We start from the raw sequence: 20,939 nt of genomic DNA on the forward strand, positions 1-20,939 counted from the left end.
CCGTTCGCGTGATCGCGGTTTCCCTCCCCCCTCTGCGGGGGAGGGTGGGCCTCGCGTCAGCGAGGGTCGGGAGAGGGGAGCGCGTTGTCCAGAGAGGTCGTTCCCCTCTCCCGACCCGCTTCGCGGGCCACCCTCCCCCGCAGAGGGGGGAGGGAACAGCTCGTTCGTCGACCGAACCGGCCTACTTCGCCTTGTCGGCGATGGCCTTCAGGCCCGACTCGTAGATGCCGGAGATCGCGTCGGTGGCGACGGTGTCCGGGGCGCCCTTGGCGTTGAAGGTCCCGGTCCAGCTCAGCTTCGAGCCGGTGCCGTCCGGCGCCACCGAGAGCGTCGACTTGTAGTCGGAGACCGGCAGCGGGCCGGACAGGATCGTGTAGGTGTAGCTCATCACCTTGTCGTCGCGGGAGACCTGCTCCTCGACGAGGGTGCCGCCGCCCTTGAGCGAGAGGGTGCGGACCTTCATGCCGTCCTTCTCGGACAGCGCGCACTTCTCCACCGCCGGGTGCCAGTCGCCGATGCCGCAGAAGTCGCCGATGGCCTGCCAGACCTTGGCGGGCGGGGCGGCGACCGTGGCGGTCTTGGCGACGTCGATGGCGTAGCCCGGCACCGTGCCGGCGACGAGCGCGAGGACGGGCAGAGCGAGGGTCCGGATCATGATGGGCGTCTCCGACGATAGGCGGCGCGCGCCGGTATTCCCGGCGCCGGCCCTCTCAGGGGGCCCGCACGAGCTAGGCCTCGACCCCCGCCGTGGCAATGGCGGCCGGGATGCGGAGATCGCCGGCCGGCACCCGTCGGTTCTCGCTAGCGCGCATTCCTGCGCCCGGCCTCGGCCAGCTGCTTGGCCCGCGCCCCCTGCGTCTCGAACATCCAGCCCGGATATTCGCGCGGCAGCACGCTGACCGCGTCGAGGGCGTCGAGCTCGGGTTCGCTCAGCTCGATCTGCGTCGCGGCGATGTTGTCGTCGAGCTGGTCGAGGCGCTTGGCGCCGACGATGACGCTCGACACCACGCGCCGGTGCAGCAGCCACGCCAGCGCGATCTGCGCGATCGAGACGTTGCGGGCGGCCGCCATCGGCCGCATCGCGTCGATGCAGGATTCGGCGCGGCCGCGCTCGACCGGCGGGAAGTCGAAGGCGGCGCGCCGGCCCTCGCCGGCGGCGTCGCCGGAATACTTGCCCGAGAGCAGGCCGCCGGCGAGCGGGCTCCAGACCATCAGGCCGAGGCGCTCGCTCCGGAGCATCGGCACGATCTCGCGCTCGAGGTCGCGGCCGGCCAGCGTGTAGTAGGCCTGCAGGCTCTCGAAGCGGGCCAGCCCCTCGCGCTCGGAGATGCCGAGCGCCTTCACGATCTGCCAGGCCGCCCAGTTCGAGACGCCGACGTAGCGGACGTGGCCGTGCTGGACGAGGATGTCGAGCGCCCGCACCGTCTCCTCGATCGGGGTCGCCGGGTCGAAGCCGTGGATCTGGTAGAGGTCGATGTGGTCGAGCTGCAGCCGCTTCAGGCTGGCCTTCACCGCGTCGAGCAGATGCACCCGCGAGGCCCCGCGGCTGTTCGCGCCCGGCCCCGTCGGGCCGTAGGCCTTGGTCGCGACGACCACGTTCTCGCGCAGCACCTTGAGGGCCTTCAACGCCTGGCCGGTGATCTGCTCGGACAGGCCCTCGGCGTAGACGTCGGCGGTGTCGACGACATTGATCCCGGCATCGATCGCGCGGCCGACGAGGCGCTCGGCCTCCGCCTGGTCGAGCGCGCCGATCTGCCGCCACATCCCTTCCCCGCCGCCGAAGGTCATCGTGCCGAGGCAGAGTTCCGAGACGAAGAGGCCGGTCCGGCCGAGCTTGTTCTGGCGCATGGGGTTTCCTGTCGGAGAGCGCATCCTTTCGCCGACCGTCCCCCGAACGTCATTCCGGAGCTGCGAAGCAGAGCCCGGAATCCAGAGCAGCCGGGTGTGACCCGGCTTGCTCCGTCGGCGGATCTGGATTCCGGGCTCGCCTGCGGCGCCCCGGAATGACGGCGGGAAGGATGCGCGATCGAATGCTTCGGTCGGACAGATAGGGCCGCCCGACGCCGCGTCGATCGCCGGATCGACCCAGGCGCGCGTCCTGCGCCGCCTGAGCGGCCCTTCACCCGGCGCAGCTCTCCGCGATCAGCCGGCGCACGAAGGCGGCGCAGGCGTCGAGCTCGGCGAGCGTGATGAATTCGTCGGCCTTGTGGGCGCGGGCGATCGAGCCCGGGCCGACCACCACCGCCGGCACGTCGCCGAGCGCCTGGAACAGCCCGCCCTCGGTGCCGAACGAGACCTTGGCGTGGCCGTTGCGGCCGGCGAGCCGCTTGGCCAGCGTCACCAGCGCGGAATCGGCCGCGGTCTCGAGGCCGGGATAATCGATCAGCGGGGCGACCGCGACGCCGCAGGCGGGATCGCGCGCGGCCATCTCCGCGGCGAGGGTCTCGGTTGCGAAGGCGATCGCGCGCCGGGCCAGCGCACCGGCATCGTCGGCGCCGATGGCCCGGAACTCGAAGTCGACGCTGCAGCGGTCCGGCACGATGTTGAGGGCGGTGCCGCCGTGGACGACGCTGCTGAGCCCGGTGGTGTGGGGCACGTCGTAGAGCGGATCGCGCGCGCCGGACGCCGCCAGCGCGTCGGCCATCTGCCTGACGTGGAGGATGAAGCGCGCGGCGTACTCGACCGCGTTGACGCCGGCCGGCGCCAGCGCCGAGTGGCAGGCCTTGCCGCGGAAGGTGACGCGGGCGGCGTGCTTGCCCTTGTGCCCGGTGACGACCGCCATCCCGGTCGGTTCGCCGACGAAGCATCCCAGCGGCGCGAGGCCCATCGCCCGCATCCGCGCGATCAGCGGGCGCACGCCGAGGCAGCCGACCTCCTCGTCGTAGGACAGGGCCAGGTGGAGCGGCCGGACGAGGGGCGCCGCCGCCATCTCCGGCAGGAGCGCGAGGCAGACGGCGACGAACCCCTTCATGTCCGAGGTGCCGCGCCCGTAGAGCCGGCCGTCGGCCTCGGTCAGCCGGAACGGGTCGTGGCTCCAGTCCTGGCCGGCCACCGGCACCACGTCGCTGTGCCCGGAGAGCACGTAGCCCGGCACGCCGGCCGGCCCGACCGTGATCCACAGGGCGGCCTTCTCCCCCGTCTCGTCCATCACCCGCTCGACCGCGGCGCCGTGCGAGCCCGCGAAATCCTGGACCCAGTCGACCAGCGGCAGGTTCGTCAGCGCGCTGGTGGTGTCGAACGCCACCAGCGTGGCGAGGATGTCCGTGGGCGTCGGTGCGGCTTGCATTCGGTCCTTCGTGCCGGGCTGCGGCGGCCGGGGGTGGTGCCGGGAGGGATAGCGAGAACCGGCCCCCGCGCGCAACGGCGCGGCTCGCACGCCGGCCGGCGCTCATCCGGCGGGTTTCGGCTTTCGCGGCCGGCGCGGGCGCTTCGGCGCGGCCTCGGCCCGGGCCAGGAACGCCGCGATGTCGGCGCCGAGGATCAGCGGCAGGTGGTCCGCGATCCGGGCGTCGTCCCAGGCCCACCAGCACACCTCCAGCAGGCGCGCGATGGTCTCCGGATCGAAGCGGTAGCGCAGGACGGTCGCCGGGTTTCCGGTGACGAGGGCGTAGGGCGGCACGTCGCGGCGCACCACCGCGCCCGCGCCGACCACGGCGCCGCTGCCGATGGTGACGCCCGACAGGATCATGCTGTTGGCCCCGAGCCAGACCTCGTCGCCGAGGACGACGTCGCCGCGGGTGGCGTGGTCGTGCGCGCCGGCCGCCGCGTTCGGCCAGAAGGCGGCGAGCGCCTTGAACGGATAGGTGGTGACGAGGTCGGTGCGGTGGTTGCCGAGCGCGATGGTGACGTTCGGCCCGATCGAGCAGAACCGGCCGATGTGGAGCCGGGCCGATTCCGGCTCCAGCACCCGCGGATTGCCGTAGCTGTGCGCCCCCACGGTCCAGCCCCAGCGCGCGATGCCGCGGGCGAGGTGGAAGGCGGTGAGGTCGTCGAAGACCGGTTTGGGCTCGATCATGCGGCGGGGCTCCCCGTCGGCGCCGGCGGGTCGCGCCATGCCTTTCCCGTGCCTGCGATGCCTTTCTACCGTGTCCGCGATGCCTTCCCCCGTGTCAAAGCGCCGGGCGGCACGGGGGAGGATGGAAGGGGCGATCAGGGCCGCCCTGCGATGCCGCCCGGGGGCGGCCCGAACCTGCGGCTGCAGCGATCGATATTGAACAAGCCGGCCGCGACACCGTTGCTCCCGTATAGAAACCAGGAGGAAACTTGATGTCGTACAAGATTCTCGCGCTCGCCACCTGCCTGATCCTGCCTCTCGGCGGCACCGCCTTCGCCCAGACCGGCAGCCCGGGCGCCGGGCCCAGCGCGGGCGGCACCGTGAATTCGGGCAGCGGCGCGGGCACGGCGGGATCGACCGGCGGCACCATGAGCGGTTCGGGCACCATGGGCGGCTCGGGCACCATGGCCCCGGGCGCCGGTGCGCCGCCCCCCGGCGCCAGCGGCGGCCCCTCGACCAGCACCGCGGGCTCGCCCGCCGGCAGCGGCAGCGGAAACGGCACCACCGGCAGCGGTGCGGCGCCCAGCGGCCGCTGAAGGCCGCGCGGACCCTGATCGAGGCGGAGCGGGCCGGGCGGCCCGCTCCGCCTTTCGCGTTCCCGGTGCCGTCAGCCGCCCTGCAGGCTCTCCGCGAAGTCCTCGGGCACCTCGCCGAAGCTCGCCAGGATCGTCGCGCTTTCCAGCTCGCCGGTCTCGTCGTCGGCCACCACCTTCAGCGCCGCGGTGCCGGGCATCCGCCCGGACATCGCTTCCGCCTTCTTCAGCGCCCCGCTCTCGGTCGGCGCCACCTCGCGGTCGCCGGGCACCAGGCGCTTGCGCTTGACCACGAAGGTCTGGACCACGAACGTCGTCTTCATACCCATTGCGCGTGTCCTTGACCGGTGTGGCGCGAGCCTGGCCCACGATCCTCGGATCGCGAAACCGGGTCGCACCTCTTGTGGGGTCGCATCGTCACACGCGAGACGGCATCCGCCCCGCCTGAAAACGCTCCGACCCGAGGATTGGCACGATTGACGCTAGAGCCTGTCCCGTGATCGATGGATCACGAAACAGGCTCTATCCAGGGTGCGGGATCGCATTGTCTTCACGCGAGCCGGACGCCGCCTCGCTCGAAAATGCTCTCGCGCCGTCGATGCGCCACCCTTGCGTGCCCGCTCCTTCTACACGGAACCGTCGATGATCGAGACGCGCCGCCGTCCGTGCCGGACCCTGTCGCGCGCCGTCCTGTGCGGATGGGCGCTGGCATCCGCGGGCGGGCCGCTGGGCGCCGCGGCGCGCGACCTGCGCATCGGCCTCGCCGCGGAAGCCACGTCGATCGACCCGCATTTCCACAACCTCGGCCCCAACAACGCGCTGCGGCGCCACATCTTCGAGGGCCTGGTCACCACCGACCCCGCGATGACGGTGCTGCCCGCGCTGGCGCTCGCCTGGACGGCCGACGACGCGCATACCTGGACGTTCAGGCTGCGCCCGAACGTCACCTTCTCGGACGGCACGCCGTTCACCGCCAACGACGTGATCTACACCTTCTGCCGCATCCCGCTGGTGGAGAACTCGCCCTCCTCCTTCGCCACCTTCGTCCGGCCGTTCGAGAGCGTCACCGCGCCCGATCCGCTCACCGTGGTGATCAGGACCGCCGAGCCGCTGCCGCTGCTGCCGACCAACATCACCGCGCTCGGCATGCTCAGCGCCAAGGCCTCGGGCGCGCCCGGCCCGGTCACCTTCGCCAAGGGCGGGTGCGCCGGCATGGGCACGCCGCCGAAATCCACCGATTTCGGCAACCCCAAGGTCGCCGTCGGCACCGGCCCCTATGCGCTCAAGGAGTACGTGCGCGGCACCCAGGTCGTGCTGGCCCGGAACCCGACCTACTGGGGCGCGGCGCCCGCCTTCGACACGGTGACGATGAAGCCGATCGTCTCCACCGGCCCGCGGGTGGCGGCGCTGCTCGCCGGCGACGCGGACCTGATCGAGAACCCGGCGATCCAGGACCTGCCGCGGATCGAGGCGGCGGGCTTCACCGTCGCCAAGGGCCTGTCGAACCGCATCATCTACATCCACCTCGACCAGTTCGACGGCCCGGGCTGGAAGACGCCGACGATCCGCGGCACCGACAAGGCTGCGCCGCCGGAGAAGAACCCGCTGCTCGACCGGCGCGTGCGCGAGGCTTTGTCCAAGGCGATCGACCGCAAGGCCGTCGTCGAGCGGGTGATGGGCGGGGTGGCGCAGGGCGCGGGCGAGCTGCTGCCGTTCCCGCTGGCCGGCACGACCAAGGACTTCCCCGTCGTCGCCTATGATCCGAAGGCGGCTAAGGACCTCCTGGCCCAGGCCGGCTACCCGAACGGCTTCGAGATCACGCTCGGCACGCCGAACGACCGCTACATCAACGACGAGAAGATCGCGCAGGCGGTGGCCCAGATGTGGAGCCGGATCGGCGTGAAGACGAGCCTCGACGCCGCGACCGCGTCGACCTTCTTCACCCGGCGCAACACCTTCTCGTTCTCGGCCTACCTCGCCGGCTGGGGCGCCGATTCCGGCGAGATGTCGAACTCGCTGAATTCGCTGCTGCTGTGCTTCGATCCCGAATCCGGCCGCGGCTTCACCAACCGCGGCCGCTACTGCAACCGCGAGGTCGACCGCCTCACCATCGAGGCGATGCGCACCTTCGACGAGAATGAGCGCTCCGCCCTGCTGCGCCGGGCCTCCGCGCTCGCCATGACGGACTACCCGCTGATCCCGCTCCACTTCGAGGTCACCCCCTGGGCCACGGTGAAGGGCCTGCGCTACACGCCGCGGATCGACCAGTACACGCTGGCGATGGACGTCGCGGTGGTGAAGTGAGGGATCGGGATTTCCGGGCGCCGGGCATCCCCTCTCCCCGCACGCGGGGAGAGGGCCGCGACGACCGCGTCGTCGGCGCGGCGAGGCGGCAGCCGACGGTGAGGGGGCTTCGACGGCGGAGCCTCGTCCGTTCGCGTCCCCTCACCATCGCTCCGGCTTCTCCTGCGCTTCCCGGCTGCACGACGGGGTGCAGCCGGGCCTCTCCCCGCGTGCGGGGAGAGGGGACCCGCGCCCCGTTCGGCGGCGTACCTGCATGCTGACCACCCTGATCCAGCGCTTCGGCCAGGCGCTCGTCACCGTCGCGGCGATGGCGACGCTGGTGTTCGTCGGCGTCTACGCCATCGCCGATCCGATCGACATGCTGGCCGCGCCCGACGCGACGCCGGACGAGCGCGCCGCCATCAGTGCCCGGCTCGGGCTCGACCGGTCGCTGCCGGTGCAGTTCGGCACCTTCGCCTGGCGCGCGCTGCACGGGGATCTCGGGCGCTCGTTCGTCTACAACGAGCCCGCCCTGTCGGTGATCCTGCAGCGCCTGCCGGCGACGCTGGAGCTGGCGCTCACCGCCCTGATGCTCGCGGTCGCGGTCGGCCTGCCGCTCGGGCTCTGGGCCGGCCTCAAGCCGAGCTCGGGCAGCGGCCGGACGATCATGACCGGCTCGATCCTGGCGTTCTCGCTGCCGAACTTCTGGCAGGGCCTGATGCTGGTGCTGGTCTTCGCCGTGACGCTCGGCTGGTTTCCGGCCGGCGGCCGCGGGGAGACCGTCAACGTGCTCGGCATCGAGACCGGGCTCCTGACGCTCGACGGCCTGCGCCACCTCGTGCTGCCGGCGGTGAACCTGGCGCTGTTCAAGCTCGCGGTGGTGATCCGGCTGGCGCGCGCCGGCACCCGCGAGGCGATGCTGCAGGACTACGTGCGCTTCGCCCGCGCCAAGGGGCTGTCGCCGGCCCGCATCGTCGGCGTGCACGTCCTGAAGAACATCCTGCTTCCGGTGGTCACCGTGATCGGCCTCGAGCTCGGCTCGATGATCGCCTTCGCCGTCGTCACCGAGACGGTGTTCGCCTGGCCCGGCATCGGCAAGCTCCTGATCGACTCGATCAACCGGCTCGATCGCCCGGTCATCGTCGCCTACCTGATGCTGACCGTGTGCCTGTTCGTGGTCATCAACCTGATCGTCGACCTGATCTACGCCGCCCTCGACCCGCGGGTCCGCCTGTCGGAGGCCGCGTGAGCACGGGCGAGACGCTCCCAACGGCCGGCGGGCCGCCCGCCGCGCGGCCGGTCGCCGCCGCGGCCGAGCCGGTCTGGCGGGCGCACGTGCGCGCGTTCCTCCGCAGCCCCGGCGCGGCGCTCGGCTTGGCGGCCCTGGTGCTGACGGTCCTCGCCGCCTGCCTCGCCCCCTGGATCGCGCCGCAGGACCCCTACGACCTCGCCAACCTCGACGTGATGGACGGCACCCTGCCCCCCGGCAGCCGCAGCGTCTCCGGGATGCTGTACGCGCTCGGCACCGACGCGCAGGGGCGCGACATGCTCTCGGCCATCCTCTACGGCCTGCGCGTCTCCCTCGTCGTCAGCCTCTCGGCGACCCTGGTCGCGGCGACGCTCGGCTCCACGATCGGCGTGCTCGCGGCCAACGCCGGCGGCCGGGTCGATGCCGTGCTGATGCGGCTCGCCGACCTGCAGCTCTCGTTCCCGGCGATCCTGATCGCGCTGGTGCTGCTCGCCGCCTTCGGCCGCGGCGTGGACAAGGTGGTGATCGCCCTGATCGCCGTGCAATGGGCCTACTACGCCCGCGCCATCCGGGCGACCGCCCTGGTCGAGCGCCGGCGCGAGTACATGGAGGCCGCCCGCGCGCTCGCGCTGCCGCGCCGCAGCCTGATCTTCCGCCACCTGCTGCCGAACTGCTCGGCCCCGGTGATCGTGGTGGCGACGATGCAGGTGGCGCACGCCATCGCGCTCGAGGCGACCTTGTCCTTCCTCGGCGTCGGCGTGCCGGTGACCGAGCCCTCCCTCGGGCTGCTGATCAAGAACGGCTACGACTACCTGCTCTCGGGCAAGTACTGGATCTCGACCTTCCCCGGCCTGGCGCTGGTGGCGGTCATCGTCGCGATCAACCTCGTCGGCGACCGGCTGCGCGACGTGCTGAACCCGAGGTTTTCGGATTGATGGCCTCCGGGACCGGCCGAAGAATTCTGTCCGTGCACATCCCTTCCGGCCCCGGCGGGCGATCGCGGTCACATGTTTCGCCACGCATTCCCGAAGTGGCGCGGGTTCCCTCTTCCGTTCGGGAGAGGGGGCCGCGTGGTGCTTCGCGCAATCCGTCCGTCTGCCGACGCGCGGGCATGCGCGCCTCCGCGAGCCCGCAGAGGGGGGAGGCAAGCGGCGTCGGGCAGGGGAACGCGTCATGACCGCCCCCGTCCTCGCCCTCGAAGACCTCAGCGTGAGCTTCAAGGCCGGCGGGCGCGAGCACGTCGCCGTCGACCGGGTGAGCCTCACCGTGGGCCGCGGCGAGGTGCTGGGGCTCGTCGGCGAATCCGGCTCGGGCAAGTCGGTGACCGGGCTCGCGCTGATGGGGCTGATCGAGGCGCCCGGCCGGGTCTCGGGCGGCCGGATCCTGCTCGAGGGCCGCGACATCGCCGGGCTGCCGGAGGCCGAGCTCCGGCCGCTGCGCGGCAGGCGGATGGCGATGATCTTCCAGGACCCGATGACCACCCTGAACCCGGTGCTGCGGGTCGAGACCCAGGTGGTCGAGGCGATCCGCGCGCACGAGCGCGTCGGGGCGGCGGCCGCCCGGGCGCGGGCGCGCGAGGCCCTGGTCAAGGTCGGGATCCCGGCACCCGACGCGCGCCTGCGCGCTTATCCGCACCAGCTCTCGGGCGGGATGCGCCAGCGCATCGCCATCGCCATCGCGCTGCTGCACGCGCCGGCCCTGCTCATCGCCGACGAGCCGACGACGGCCCTCGACGTGACGATCCAGGCGCAGATCCTGGCCGAGGCGCAGGCGCTCTGCGCCGAGATGGGCACCGCCCTGATCTGGATCACCCACGACCTCGCGGTGGTGGCCGGGCTCGGCGACAGGCTCTGCGTGATGTATGCCGGCCGCATCGTCGAGGCCGGGCCGGTGGCCGACGTCATCGAGGCGCCGCTGCATCCCTACAGCGCCGGGCTGGTCGCCTCCGCCCCGAGCCGCAACGCCCGCGGCGTGCCGCTGGCGCAGATCCCCGGCATGGCGCCCGCGCTGACGGACCGCTCGCCGGGCTGCGCCTTCGCCCCGCGCTGCGCCTGCGCCACGCCGGACTGCGCCGCGCCGCCGCCGACCGCGCGCGCCGAGCCGTCGCGGTTCGCCCTCTGCCGCCATCCCCTCCAGCCGGCGCGTTTCACGTGAAACCTTTGGTCAGCCTCGAGGGCGTCTCGAAGCGGTTCGGGTCGAGCCCGTCGCTGGCCGCCCGGCTCGCCGGGTTGCTGGGCGAGCGCCGGCCTCCGAGCGCGGTGCAGGCCGTGACCGAGGTCGACCTCGCGATCGGGGCCGGCGAGGTGGTCGGGCTCGTCGGCGAATCCGGCTGCGGGAAATCCACCCTGGCCCGGCTCGCGGCCGGCCTCCACGCCCCGAGCCGGGGCCGGGTGCTGCGGGACGGGCGCGACCTTGCCGGGTCGAGCGCCGCGGAGCGCCGCGCGGCCGCGCTGTCCGTCCAGATGATCTTCCAGGACGCCACCGCGTCCCTCAACCCGCGCCTGCGGGTGCTCGACATCGTCGGCGAGGCCCCCGTCGCCCACGGCCTCGTCGCGGCCCGCGACAAGCGCGCCTACGTGGCCGACCAGCTCGCCCGGGTCAGCCTCGGGGCCGACGCGATGGCGCGCTACCCGCACCAGTTCTCCGGCGGCCAGCGCGCCCGCATCGGCATCGCGCGGGCCCTGGCGGTGAAGCCGCGGATGCTGGTCTGCGACGAGTCGGTGGCGGCGCTCGACGTCTCGATCCAGGCGCAGGTGCTGAACCTGTTCCTGGAGCTGCGCCGCGACCTCGGCCTGACCTACCTATTCGTCAGCCACGACCTCGGGGTGATCGCCCACGTCGCCTCGCGCGTGGCGGTGATGTATCTCGGCCGCCTCGTCGAGGTGGCGCCGGCCGAGACCCTGTTCTGCGCCCCCGCCCACCCCTACACGATCAGCCTGCTCGCCCAGACGCCGAAGCTGGTGCCGGGCAAGCGCGGGTTCCAGGCGCTCCCCGGGGAGCCGCCGTCCCCGCTCGCGCCCCCGCCCGGCTGCCCGTTCCACCCGCGCTGCCCGGCCGCGATCGCCGTCTGCCGCACCGAGCTTCCGCTGCGCCGCTCGGTAGGGCCGGAGCATGAGGTGGCGTGCCACCGGGACCGCGGCGAGCTCGGGGCGGGCGACCGCACGGCGTGAGATGTCGGCGGATGGCCTTCATGACGATGGCCTGCATCCGGCCCATGCCGCGCCTGCGGACGGCCGTCGATGTCCCCCGAGAGCGGTCGTCCATCGGCCGCCCGGCACCTTCGCCTCGGGGCCGCGTCCACACCCCGGCCACGAGGTTCGGACCCTGCGGTTCTGTTGTGCCGGTTTCGAGGAAACCCGTACAACGCATGCCGGCCGATGAGAGCGCGACCCAGTCACGTGCAAATCGCCTTCGCCGATCTGATCGCGAAGGCATTCGATGCGGAGTTCGACGCCGCGTATCCGGAGAATGGACGCTTCGCGAAGCGCGCGCGCCGTGACCGGGCGGCGTTCCGATAGGGACGATGCGATCGCGCCGCTTCGCCAGCGTGGTCGGGTTCGCGGATCCCCGCTTCAGCCGGAGGCGGCGCGGGTCCCCTCGTCCCGTTCGGGAGAGGGGGCCGAGTCGGCGATGCGAACGATCCGTTCGAACCTGTGTCAGCCCGGCTCCGCCGACCCGCGCAGCGCTGCCGCGTCCGCGTGGATCGCCCGGAACAGCGTCGGCGCGCCGCGCATGAACACGAGCACGTCGTCGGCGAGGATCGGGCCGACGTCGTCGGGGGTCGGCAGGTTGTACACGTACTTGCGCACCGCGATGTAGAACACCTTGCCGTGCAGCGCCCAGACCGCCTCGATCTCGCGCTCTTGGAACGGCAGCACCTCGGGCGGCGCGAGGCCGAATTCGACCCGCAACTCGGCGCAGACGGGCAGGATCAGCGCCTCGCGCAGGATGGCGAGGTAGCGCGGGGTGATGTCGACGGAGCGCAGGCCGGCGAACACGAAGATCCGCACCCACTCGTAGTCGAAGATCCGGGCGGCGTATTCCTGGTAGAACCGCACCAGCCGCGCCTCCAGCGGATGGCTGCGGTCCCGCACCATCGGGCCCCAATCCGGGTTCCAGCGCGCGACGAAGACCCGGTCGTAGACCCGCTCGATCAGCGCCTCCTTGGTGGGGAAGTAGCGGAAGATCGCCGAGTGGGTGATGCCCATCCGCGCGGCCAGCTCGCGGGTCTGGCCGCCGAAGCCCTGCTCGGCGAAGAAGCGGGTCGCCGCCTCGACGATCTGCCGCTCGCGCTCCGCACCCGGCAGGTGGCGGCGGCGGCGCGGCGGCCCTTCGGAATCGTCCCCGTCCACGCTGGCTCCGCCCTTCCTCCCCCGCGTCGGTCCCCATCCGCCGAACGTTGTCGCGACGAGACGTCAAGGTTTGACGGGTCGGCGCGCCGAGGGCAACCTGGGGTGAACACCGATGCCGAGGCGCGGGCGGCCGCGCCTCCCCCCGGCCCCGCACGGATCCGGGGCCTGCCCGCGCTCCGTGCGCGCCCGCCGAGGTCGGGAAGGGCCGCCTCCGGAGGGGCGAGGGCGAAGGGAGGCCTTTCCGGGGTTCGCCCGCCCGCGCGCGCCTACGCCGCCGCGTCCCAGGTCTCGCTGATGCGGCGCCCGGCCCGGGTGAGGTGGGCGCGCAGCACCACGTCGCCCGGGGGCATCGCGGCGGGGGGGCGCCACTCGACGTAGATGCGCCAGCCCCCGGTCTGCGGCACCGGCGCGGCGACGGGATCGTGCATCGTGCCGGCGCTGGCCGAGACGATCGCGGCGACGCCCGCCCCCTCGGCGTCGAGGGCGCCCTGCGGCAGGTCCGGCCCCGCGAAGTCGATGCAGTACAGCCGCCGGCCGGGGATCGGCGGGTCGACCGGGCGCAGGCGGTCGGGCGAGCCGATGCGGGTCGAGATCACGCGGGCGAGGGTGCCGGGCAGCGCCGGCACCGGCTCGGCTCCCACCGTGGTGAGCCCGTAGGCGAGCGCGATCGGGTGGCCGGGGCGGACGGGCGCGTCCGGCACGAAGGCCGCCACGATGTTGTCCATGTACTCCTCGACCGAGGGGATCTCGAACAGCTGCACCTGGCCGGCCGCGAACGCGTCGCCGGCCCGCGGCGAGGCGCCGGCCGCGACCATCTCGGGCTTCGTCGCGGGGGCGGCGGGCTCGACCCACAGGCCGGGCCGGGCCTCCTGCCGCGCCTCGACGTCGAGGTAAGCGGCAAAGGTCCGCTCGCGCTGCATCAGCCCGAAGCCGGAGAGCGGCGCCGCGCGGAAGGCGGAGATCTGCGGGCTCGGGCGGCCGTTGACCAGCGGGCGCCACAGCCGGTCGGCGCCGGAGCGCACCACCAGCCCGTCGGAATCGTGCACCTGCGGCCGGAAGTCGTCGAAGGGCTTGGCGCCGCGCGCGCCCGGCCCGTTCTGGCCGTGCAGGAACATGCTGGTGAGCGGGGCCAGCCCGAGCTGGGGAATGTCCTTCCGCGGGTGGAGCGCGGCGGTGACATGGATGTGCGCCGGGTCGCCCGGCGCGATCTCGAAGCGGTAGGCGCCGGACAGGCTCGGGCTGTCGAGGAGGGAGAGCACGGTGATCGTCTTCGCATCGTCCTCCGGCTCGCAGATCCAGTGGGCGGTGAAGTCGGGAAACTCCTCGCCCGCGGCCGAGCCGGTGCCGATCGCCGCGCCGCGCGCCGAGAGCCCGTATTCCTGGCCCTCGCCGCGCAGGCGGAAGTACGACGCGCCGAGGAACACCAGGAACTCCTCCTGGAAGCCGCGCGGGCGGCCGGGCGGGGTCTCGGTGGCGGCGAAGTGCAGTCGGAAGCCGGCAAAGCCGAGCGTCGTCGGGAAGCTCTGGCCGTCGAGCGCCCGGCCCAGCTCGAACAGGCCGGGCTCGTAGGCGACCGCCTGGGCCGGGCCGGCCTTCGGCTGCAGGTACAGCGCGCAGCGCTTGCGCTGCAGGAAGCCGCGGTGGAACAGCTGCGCGCTGAAGTGCCGCCCGAGGCGCAGGGCCGCCGCCGGGCGGAAGACGATGGCGCGGTACTGGTCGTAGGTCAGCCCGGCGAGGGCGCCCGGCAGGTCCTCGGGCGGCGCGACGTAGGGCGCGCCGGCCAGCCGCTCGGCCATCGCGGACACCGTGGCGAAGGTGGTCGGCCCGTCCGTCACCGCTTGCCGCTCCTGCGCCATCGTTCGGGCCTCATTCAGATCGATGACGCTAGGAACGACGCTGCCGACCATCGCGGTCAGGGCCGTGCGGAGAACGCGGCGGCGGGAGGGGGACAAGCTGGCGGCCGATCGCGGGGAGGCCTCGGGGCTTCCTCGCGCCGGCAGGCCCGGCCCCGGCCCGTCGCCCCGGCCCTCGCCGGCGCCGCGCTGCGGCCCCGCCTCCGGCGGGTGGTCCTCACCTTCGAGTTCGATGCGCTCCATGCCCGCCACGCGCCCCATTCCGTCCACGAAAGTGCCGGCCTCCCACGCCGACGGGCGCCCTGTCGAGAGGTGCGCGGCCGAAACCTGGCAGCGCGCCGGGCGCATCGGCTCGCTGCGCGGGCGGCGGCTGGCGCTCGCGGTGCCGTCGCTCGCCACCGGCGCGGCGATCGCGTGGCTGGCGGCCGTCGCCTACACGGCCCCGGCCGACCCGACCGGCGCCTGGCTCGCCCGCACCGTGCTGGTCCTGTTCGCGGTGGTGATGACCTGGCAGTCGTTCGTGGCGTGGCAGTACCTCTACGGCCTGATCGCCGCCGGCCTCGGCGCGCGGGCGAAATCCGCCCTGGAGCGCTGCTCGGAGACGGTGCCGGCGCAGGCGTCGGGCCTGTCGCGCACGGCGGCCGTGGTGGCGATCCATGCCGAGGACCCGGTGGCGGTGTTCGCGGCGCTGCGGGTGATGGCGCGCTCGCTCGCCCGCGACGCCGCGCGGGACGGTGCCCGCGACGAGTCCCTCGGCGGCGACATCGACCTCTTCGTCCTCTCCGACACCCGCGACGGCGCGATCGCGGCGGTGGAGGAGCACGAGTTCGCCCGGATCCAGGCCTGGCGCGAGACCGCCGGCCCCGGCATCCCGCGGATCCGCTATCGCCGCCGCACCGAGAACATCGGGCGCAAGGCCGGCAACATCGCCGAGTTCACCAGGACCTACGGCGACCAGTACGACTTCATGATCGTGCTCGACGCCGACAGCCTGATGACCGGCGCCACGATGCGCCGCCTCGCCCGGCTGATGGAGGAGAGCCCGGCGACCGGCCTGATCCAGACCGTATCCTACGCCGCCGGCCGCGACACGCTGTTCGCCCGCATCCAGCAATTCGCGGTGCGGCTATACGCGCCGCTGGCCCTGCGCTGCCTGGAGACCTGGCAGGGGCCGGACGGGAGCTACTGGGGCCACAACGCGATCCTGCGGGTCGCGGCGTTCGCCGACCACGCCCAGCTGCCGGTGCTGCCGGGCAGGGCGCCCCTGGGCGGCGAAATCCTGTGCCACGACATCGTCGAGGGCGGGATGCTGGCCCGCGCCGGCTGGGAGGTCCGCCTGCTGCCGGAGATGGACGGCACCTGGGAGGAGATGCCCACGAACCTCGTCGACCTCCTCGGGCGCGAGCGCCGCTGGTGCCAGGGCAACATGCAGCACCTGCGCGTCCTGCCCTGGCCGGGCCTGCGCGCGGCGAGCCGCTGGCACCTCGCCGTCGGCATCGTCTCCTACGGGGTGCTGCCCCTGTGGATCGCCTACCTCGTCGCGGGGGCGTGGCTGGCCGCGCGCACCGGCGAGCTCGGCCTGCTCGGCTACGGGCTGACCGGCACCGGCGCCGCCGCGCACGGGCTCGCCGCGCTCACCCTCGCGGTGCTGGCCCTGCCGAAGCTCCTGAGCCTCGGCCACGTGCTCGCCTCCAAGGCGCGGCGCGACGCCTTCGGCGGCACCCGCTCGCTGCTGGCGAGCGCGGCGCTCGAGCAGGGCATCTGGGTGCTGCTCTGGCCGGTGATGACGCTGTTCACCGCCGGCGCGGTGATCTCGACCTTCTTCGGCCGGGTCGTGCGCTGGGACGCCCAGGCCCGCGACGACCGCAAGGTGAGCTGGGCGGAAGCCTGCCGCCTGCAGGCCGACGCCCTCGTGGTCGGCGCGCTCGCCGGCCTCGCGCTGGCGCTGGTCGGCGACCCGTGGCTCGCCCTGTGGCTGTCGCCGGTGGTGATCGCGCTGCTGACGAGCCCGGCCCAGAGCGTGCTGACCAGCCGGGCCGATCTCGGCCGGGCGGCCCGCGCCCGCGGCCTGTTCCTCACCGTCGACGACACCGCCCAGGCGCCCGAGCTCGTTGACCTCGCCGGGAGCCGCGCCCTGCCGCCGCCCAAGCGCGCCCCCGTGCTGCGCGGGCCGCTCTGGGTCCCGGCCGCCGACGAGGCGTGACGCCGGACGGGGGCCGGGGCGGGCGTACTGCCGGCCCTATCCGCGCGCCGCCGTCTGCCCGACGGGCGCCCGCCGCATCAGCCGCGGGCGCCAGACGCCGAGCACCACGTTGGCGGTGGCGACGACCAGCAGCAGCCACAGGGTGTTGCGCTCCGGCCCGAGCGTCTGGGCCAGCGTCGCCGGGTCGAGGCGGCCGGCCAAGGCCTCGGCGCTCAAGTCGGCCTCCTGCCGCATCGGCCCCTGGACGTAGACGAGGCCGCCCTCGAACATCAGCACGCCGGTAGCGAGCTTCGCCCAGGCCCAGGCCGCCCGGTGGAAGGCGCGCTGCGCCAGGGCGAGGAGGCCGGCCAGCAGCGTCAGCGCCAGCGCGGGCAGGAAGATCCAGGTGGCGACCGCGCCCATGGCGCCGCGCATCAGCGCGTATCCGGCCCGGTCGGCCGGCGGCGGCACGAACGCGAACAGCACGAGCAGGCAGGCCAACGCCCCCATCAGCCCGACCGCGCCCATCGTGTGCAGGAACTTCAGGAGGCGTCGCACGGCGTTCCATCCTCCCTCGGGGCCGAGGCTCATGAGCCGCGGCGGCGACAGGGTAGACCGGGAATCGGGATCGCGCACGCGACACGCCGTCCCGGCCCCCGGCGGCAGGCAACGGACGGCCCGCTCACGGGTTGGCCCGGCATGACGAGCATCGCCATCATGATCGGAACGCCGACGGGCTCGAAGCTCCTGGCCGCGGCGAGCGAGCGGCAGGCCGCCCTGTCGGCCGAGCGGATCATCCTGCGCTGCCCGCGTGCCGCCCTGCCGGTGCCGCTCTGGGTCCAGTGCGCCGACCCGGCGATCTCGGCCCGGCTCACCACCTATCTCGGCGGCCTCCAGGCCGAGCTGATCGGCGTCCCGGCGGCCTGACGCCGGGCGGCGGGGCGGATCGAGATCCGGTTCGCGCACGCGACGGTGCCGCGAACCGGTGCGGCGATCTCCGCCAGGCTCTTGCGTTTCCCGATTCGCTCGGGCCGGTGGCCATGACGGGTTCGGTGGCGAGCCTTGCGGCATGCAAGCCTTGCCGGTTGCGCGGCCTCGGCCCGAAGACCTATCCGGAATGGGCCATGGCCTATTTCGACCACGTGATCGATGGCGTGAGGCTCGACCTTGCCCATCTGGAGCCACGCCGTCTGACGTTCTTCGTCGACAAGATCGGCCGTGCGCTGTCGATCGAGGTACGCTTCTCGAATCACTGCTTCACCGTCGGTTTCAACGACGAACGTCACGACCGCCAGCACCCGATCTGGGACCATCGGAGCCGTCGCGCATACGATCCCGCGCGGCACGAACTGTCCCGCCGATTGCCGGCCATCGTCGACGCTTTGCCGGGTGCCTCGGTCTACAAGACGCCGACGGATCGGAACTACGTCTATCTCACCAACGTCGTGCTGGCCGATGGCGCGTGCTATCCGATGTACTTCAGCCTCCGCCGGGCGGCGGCCGGGCATCGGCAGCAACTGCTCATCGTCGTCGAGAGCGCGTACCCGGTGCAGGATCGGCGGCGGGTGCTGGCCGGCACGACCAAGATCAGCTTCGCGGTCCTGTGCGCGAAGGTGTACCAGGGTGATCGGGTGCGGCCCCGGGCGCGGCGCTGAGGCATTCTCAAGCGCGGTGGAGCCCGGCTCGCATGAGGAAGATGCGATCTCACGACAGGACCGCGCCCTTTCCGGCGGGCCGGCATCCACGGTTCGGGACGGCTCCGGACGTGAAAGGCCCCTCGCTCACGGGGAGGAGGGGCCATCACTCGCCGGGACACTTGGCTATCTCGCGTTGCGCGTGGACCGACTGCGGTTGCCCGTCGTCGGCGGCCTGGGGCTATCGCGGCAAGCCGCTCAGGCGATCCGTCCCCAGGCACGGAATAAGGCACGCGCAGGCCGGAATTTCAAGGTTTCCTCCCCCTCAAGGTCCCTCGCGGCCCTCCTGCAGCCGCTCGACGCAACGGTAGCCGACGAAGCATTGCCGCTCGTCGCGGGTGGCCTCGTAATCGGGCCGCGTCGTCTCCTCGATGGTGCAGAAGCCGCCGTCGCGCACGATCCGCAGGTAGGTGATCGGGCCGGTGCTCATCACCACGGCGCCTGCGCGGGCGACGAGGCCCGCGGCGGCGGCGCAGGTGAGCGCGCGGGTGTCGGGCCGTCCCCCGCCCCCGCTCGGCGCATCATCCTGCCCCGTCGCCGGCCCCTGCGCCCGGGCCGGGTGGGCGAGGCAGGCGAGCGTCAGGGCGAGGGCGAGCCGGCGCCGGGCGGCGGGTGCGGTCACCGCAGCTCCTCGTGCCAGGTCCGCCCGTCGCGCTCGATCAGGGCGATGGCGGCGGTGGGGCCCCAGCTGCCGGCCGGGTAGGCGCGCGGCGGCTCGCGGCGGTCGGCCCAGGCCTTGAGCAGGCTGTCGGCCCAGGCCCAGGCGACCTCGACCTCGTCGCGGCGCATGAACAGGGTGGCGTTGCCGCGCACCACGTCCATCAGCAGGCGCTCGTAAGCGTCGGGATAGCGCTGCTTGAAGGTCTCCTCGAACGAGATGTCGAGGTTGGTCGGCCGCAGGCGCATGCCGCCGGGGCCGGGATCCTTGGTCATCACCTCGAGCTTCATGCCTTCCTGCGGCTGCAGGCGGATGACGAGGCGGTTGGGCTCGCGCCCGAACGATTCCTCCGGGAAGATCGAGAACGGCGCGGCGCGGAACTGCACCACGATCTCGGACAGCTTCTGCGGCAGCCGCTTGCCGGTGCGCAGGTAGAACGGCACGCCGGCCCAGCGCCAGGACTGGACCTCGACCTTGCAGGCGACGAAGGTCTCGGTGCGGCTGTCGTGCCCGAGCTCGTTGAGGTAGCCCTCCACCGGCTTGCCGTCGACGGCGCCCTGGACGTACTGGCCGCGCACCGTCACGTGCTGCACGTCGCCCGCGGTGATCGGCTTGAGGGCGCGCAGCACCTTCAGCTTCTCGTCGCGCACCGAGTTGGCGTCGAGGTTGAGCGGGCTCTCCATCGCGGTGAGGCAGAGCAGCTGCAGGATGTGGTTCTGCAGCATGTCGCGCAGGGCGCCGGACGTGTCGTAGTAGCCGGCCCGGCCCTCGACCCCGACGGTCTCGGCCACCGTGATCTGGACGTGGTCGATGACGTCGGCCGTCCAGAGCCGGTCGAAGATCGTGTTGGCGAAGCGCAGCGCCAGCAGGTTCTGCACCGTCTCCTTGCCGAGGTAGTGGTCGATCCGGAAGATCTGCTCCTCGGGAAACACCTCGCCGACCGCGTCGTTGATCGCGCGGGCCGAGGTCAGGTCCTTGCCGATCGGCTTCTCGAGCACGACGCGGGATTTCGGGCCGACCAGGCCGAACTTGGCGAGGTTCCGGCAGATCGAGCCGTAGAGGTCGGGCGAGGTGGCGAGGTAGAACGGGCGCACCTGGTCCGGCCGCTCGTCGAGCTTGGCCACGAGCTCGGTCCAGCCGTCGTCGCCGGCGCCGTCGACCGCGACGTAGTCGAGATGGTCGAGGAAGGCGGCGAGCGTCTCCGGGTCGAGGTCGTCGGGGGCCACGAAGCGCTTCAGCGCGTCCTGCGTGCGGGCGCGGAACGCCTCGACCGCGAGCTCGGAGCGCGAGGCGCCGATGATCCGGGAGGTGGCCGGGATCTGGCCGTCCTTGTAGCGGTGGTACAGGGCCGGCAGCAGCTTGCGGGTGGTGAGGTCGCCGGTCGCGCCGAACACGACGTAGTCGAAGGAGGCGACGGGAATGATGGTGGCCAAGGGCTGCTCCCGGTTCGATGCGGCGGCGTGGCGGTCCGCCGGCGGGCGGCTCGCGCCGCCGGCCCGATCACACCCCGCGGCTTAGGCCTTTGCAATTGCTTCGCCAAGGTTCGCGACGGCTTCGCCGAGGAGCGGCCGAGAGGGGCGGCCGAGAAGGGCGGCCGAGAAGGGCGGCGAAGCGGCGGGCGGGGACGGATGCGGCGGGTCCGGTGCCGTTAAGCACGTCGCTTAGCGAGATCTTCAAATGGGACCATCATCCTCACGATGTCGCCGCCGGTCTTCGCGCGGTCGCACGCGGGTCTCCGGGAGGTCGGTCCGGCCATGCAGCAGGGTTACGAGCGGTTCGATCGCGACGCGGACTGGGAGGACGCGCGGCCCCGCCGCCGGAGCGCGATCGGGCGGGTGTTCGGGCTGCTCAAGCTCGTGCTGTTCCTCGCCCCGATCGCGCTGTTCGCGGCGAGCTACCTCGTGACCGATTGCGGGTCGCGCTCGGGCGGCGGCCTCGGCCAGCTGCTCAAGGCCGGCGCCTGCGCCCGCAACGAGATGCTGAACCGCGCCCTGTCCCTGCCGGACGACCTCGGCACCCTGCGCCGCGCGATGAACTGACCGCGCGCCGCGCACGGGACGGCCTCGGACGAGGCGACGCCC

At 73.0% G+C, this 20,939-nt stretch carries 20 protein-coding genes; 10 read left to right on the top strand and 10 right to left on the bottom strand.

The window, feature by feature from the left end; all coding sequences use genetic code 11:
* Window positions 1-181 precede the first annotated feature (181 nt).
* From MKK64_RS21620 to MKK64_RS28145, 4 genes are all read right to left on the bottom strand, one after another.
* Window positions 182-655 carry an SRPBCC family protein gene (locus MKK64_RS21620; RefSeq protein WP_147729221.1) on the bottom strand — a complete coding sequence of 158 codons (474 nt, stop codon included), beginning with the start codon at window positions 653-655 and terminating at the stop codon, window positions 182-184.
* Window positions 656-801: 146 nt separating this feature from the next.
* Complete coding sequence (locus MKK64_RS21625) at window positions 802-1,848, bottom strand: aldo/keto reductase (protein ID WP_243937191.1); 1,047 nt, start codon at window positions 1,846-1,848, stop codon at window positions 802-804.
* A gap of 271 nt (window positions 1,849-2,119) precedes the next feature.
* On the bottom strand, window positions 2,120-3,286 hold the full coding sequence (argE, locus tag MKK64_RS21630) for an acetylornithine deacetylase (protein ID WP_243937193.1): 1,167 nt from the start codon (window positions 3,284-3,286) through the stop codon (window positions 2,120-2,122).
* Between the two features lie 102 nt (window positions 3,287-3,388).
* Window positions 3,389-4,015, bottom strand: coding sequence for a CatB-related O-acetyltransferase (locus tag MKK64_RS28145; protein ID WP_279593300.1), 627 nt, complete (start codon window positions 4,013-4,015; stop codon window positions 3,389-3,391).
* Between the two features lie 251 nt (window positions 4,016-4,266).
* Between MKK64_RS28145 and MKK64_RS21640 the strand changes: the two genes are divergently transcribed.
* Window positions 4,267-4,590: a hypothetical protein gene (locus MKK64_RS21640; protein ID WP_147863032.1), complete on the top strand. Its 324-nt coding sequence runs from the start codon at window positions 4,267-4,269 to the stop codon at window positions 4,588-4,590.
* Window positions 4,591-4,661: 71 nt separating this feature from the next.
* Here the strand turns inward: MKK64_RS21640 and MKK64_RS21645 are convergent, their stop codons facing one another.
* Window positions 4,662-4,916, bottom strand: coding sequence for a hypothetical protein (locus MKK64_RS21645; protein WP_147729101.1), 255 nt, complete (start codon window positions 4,914-4,916; stop codon window positions 4,662-4,664).
* A 313-nt stretch (window positions 4,917-5,229) separates the two neighbouring features.
* On the opposite strand from MKK64_RS21645, the gene MKK64_RS21650 reads away from it, so the two are divergent.
* The 5 genes from MKK64_RS21650 to MKK64_RS21670 all read left to right on the top strand — a co-directional run bounded on the left by MKK64_RS21650 (window position 5,230) and on the right by MKK64_RS21670 (window position 11,289).
* The gene (locus tag MKK64_RS21650) at window positions 5,230-6,891 is read left to right on the top strand and encodes an ABC transporter substrate-binding protein (RefSeq protein WP_243937194.1); all 1,662 of its coding nucleotides are present in this window, start codon (window positions 5,230-5,232) and stop codon (window positions 6,889-6,891) included.
* Between the two features lie 253 nt (window positions 6,892-7,144).
* On the top strand, window positions 7,145-8,119 hold the full coding sequence (locus tag MKK64_RS21655; RefSeq protein WP_243937196.1) for an ABC transporter permease: 975 nt from the start codon (window positions 7,145-7,147) through the stop codon (window positions 8,117-8,119).
* Window positions 8,120-8,205: 86 nt separating this feature from the next.
* Window positions 8,206-9,054, top strand: coding sequence for an ABC transporter permease (locus MKK64_RS21660; protein ID WP_147860288.1), 849 nt, complete (start codon window positions 8,206-8,208; stop codon window positions 9,052-9,054).
* A gap of 238 nt (window positions 9,055-9,292) precedes the next feature.
* Window positions 9,293-10,273 (top strand): ABC transporter ATP-binding protein, encoded by a 981-nt coding sequence (locus MKK64_RS21665; RefSeq protein ID WP_243937198.1) that lies wholly within the window; start codon window positions 9,293-9,295, stop codon window positions 10,271-10,273.
* A complete protein-coding gene (locus MKK64_RS21670) occupies window positions 10,270-11,289 on the top strand; it encodes an ABC transporter ATP-binding protein (RefSeq protein ID WP_243937200.1) in 1,020 nt (339 codons plus the stop codon). The genes MKK64_RS21665 and MKK64_RS21670 overlap by 4 nt, the downstream gene beginning before the upstream one ends.
* Window positions 11,290-11,775: 486 nt before the next feature.
* Here MKK64_RS21670 and MKK64_RS21675 read toward each other — a convergent pair whose 3' ends face one another.
* Both MKK64_RS21675 and MKK64_RS21680 read right to left on the bottom strand, forming a co-directional pair.
* Entirely contained in the window at window positions 11,776-12,471 is a 696-nt protein-coding gene (locus tag MKK64_RS21675; protein WP_147729814.1) for a TetR/AcrR family transcriptional regulator, read from the bottom strand.
* A gap of 266 nt (window positions 12,472-12,737) precedes the next feature.
* Complete coding sequence (locus MKK64_RS21680) at window positions 12,738-14,327, bottom strand: glucan biosynthesis protein (protein WP_279593302.1); 1,590 nt, start codon at window positions 14,325-14,327, stop codon at window positions 12,738-12,740.
* Between the two features lie 238 nt (window positions 14,328-14,565).
* Between MKK64_RS21680 and mdoH the strand changes: the two genes are divergently transcribed.
* A complete protein-coding gene (gene mdoH / locus MKK64_RS21685) occupies window positions 14,566-16,527 on the top strand; it encodes a glucans biosynthesis glucosyltransferase MdoH (protein WP_409567993.1) in 1,962 nt (653 codons plus the stop codon).
* A 36-nt stretch (window positions 16,528-16,563) separates the two neighbouring features.
* Here mdoH and MKK64_RS21690 read toward each other — a convergent pair whose 3' ends face one another.
* Window positions 16,564-17,064, bottom strand: a complete 501-nt coding sequence (locus MKK64_RS21690; RefSeq protein ID WP_243937204.1) for a hypothetical protein — start codon at window positions 17,062-17,064, stop codon at window positions 16,564-16,566.
* A 141-nt stretch (window positions 17,065-17,205) separates the two neighbouring features.
* On the opposite strand from MKK64_RS21690, the gene MKK64_RS21695 reads away from it, so the two are divergent.
* Both MKK64_RS21695 and MKK64_RS21700 read left to right on the top strand, forming a co-directional pair.
* Window positions 17,206-17,433: a hypothetical protein gene (locus MKK64_RS21695; protein WP_147729635.1), complete on the top strand. Its 228-nt coding sequence runs from the start codon at window positions 17,206-17,208 to the stop codon at window positions 17,431-17,433.
* 113 nt (window positions 17,434-17,546) lie between these two features.
* Window positions 17,547-18,161, top strand: coding sequence for a hypothetical protein (locus MKK64_RS21700; protein WP_243937206.1), 615 nt, complete (start codon window positions 17,547-17,549; stop codon window positions 18,159-18,161).
* Between the two features lie 304 nt (window positions 18,162-18,465).
* Here MKK64_RS21700 and MKK64_RS21705 read toward each other — a convergent pair whose 3' ends face one another.
* Window positions 18,466-18,822, bottom strand: a complete 357-nt coding sequence (locus tag MKK64_RS21705; protein WP_243937208.1) for a hypothetical protein — start codon at window positions 18,820-18,822, stop codon at window positions 18,466-18,468.
* Window positions 18,819-20,291, bottom strand: coding sequence for a glucose-6-phosphate dehydrogenase (gene zwf, locus MKK64_RS21710; protein ID WP_147844613.1), 1,473 nt, complete (start codon window positions 20,289-20,291; stop codon window positions 18,819-18,821). Before zwf ends, MKK64_RS21705 begins: the two co-directional genes overlap by 4 nt.
* Before the next feature lie 321 nt (window positions 20,292-20,612).
* Here zwf and MKK64_RS21715 point away from each other — a divergent pair, with 321 nt between their 5' ends.
* On the top strand, window positions 20,613-20,897 hold the full coding sequence (locus MKK64_RS21715; protein WP_147860344.1) for a hypothetical protein: 285 nt from the start codon (window positions 20,613-20,615) through the stop codon (window positions 20,895-20,897).
* Window positions 20,898-20,939: the final 42 nt, after the last annotated feature.

The sequence above is a fragment of the Methylobacterium sp. E-025 genome (assembly GCF_022829705.1).
GTDB lineage: Bacteria > Pseudomonadota > Alphaproteobacteria > Rhizobiales > Beijerinckiaceae > Methylobacterium.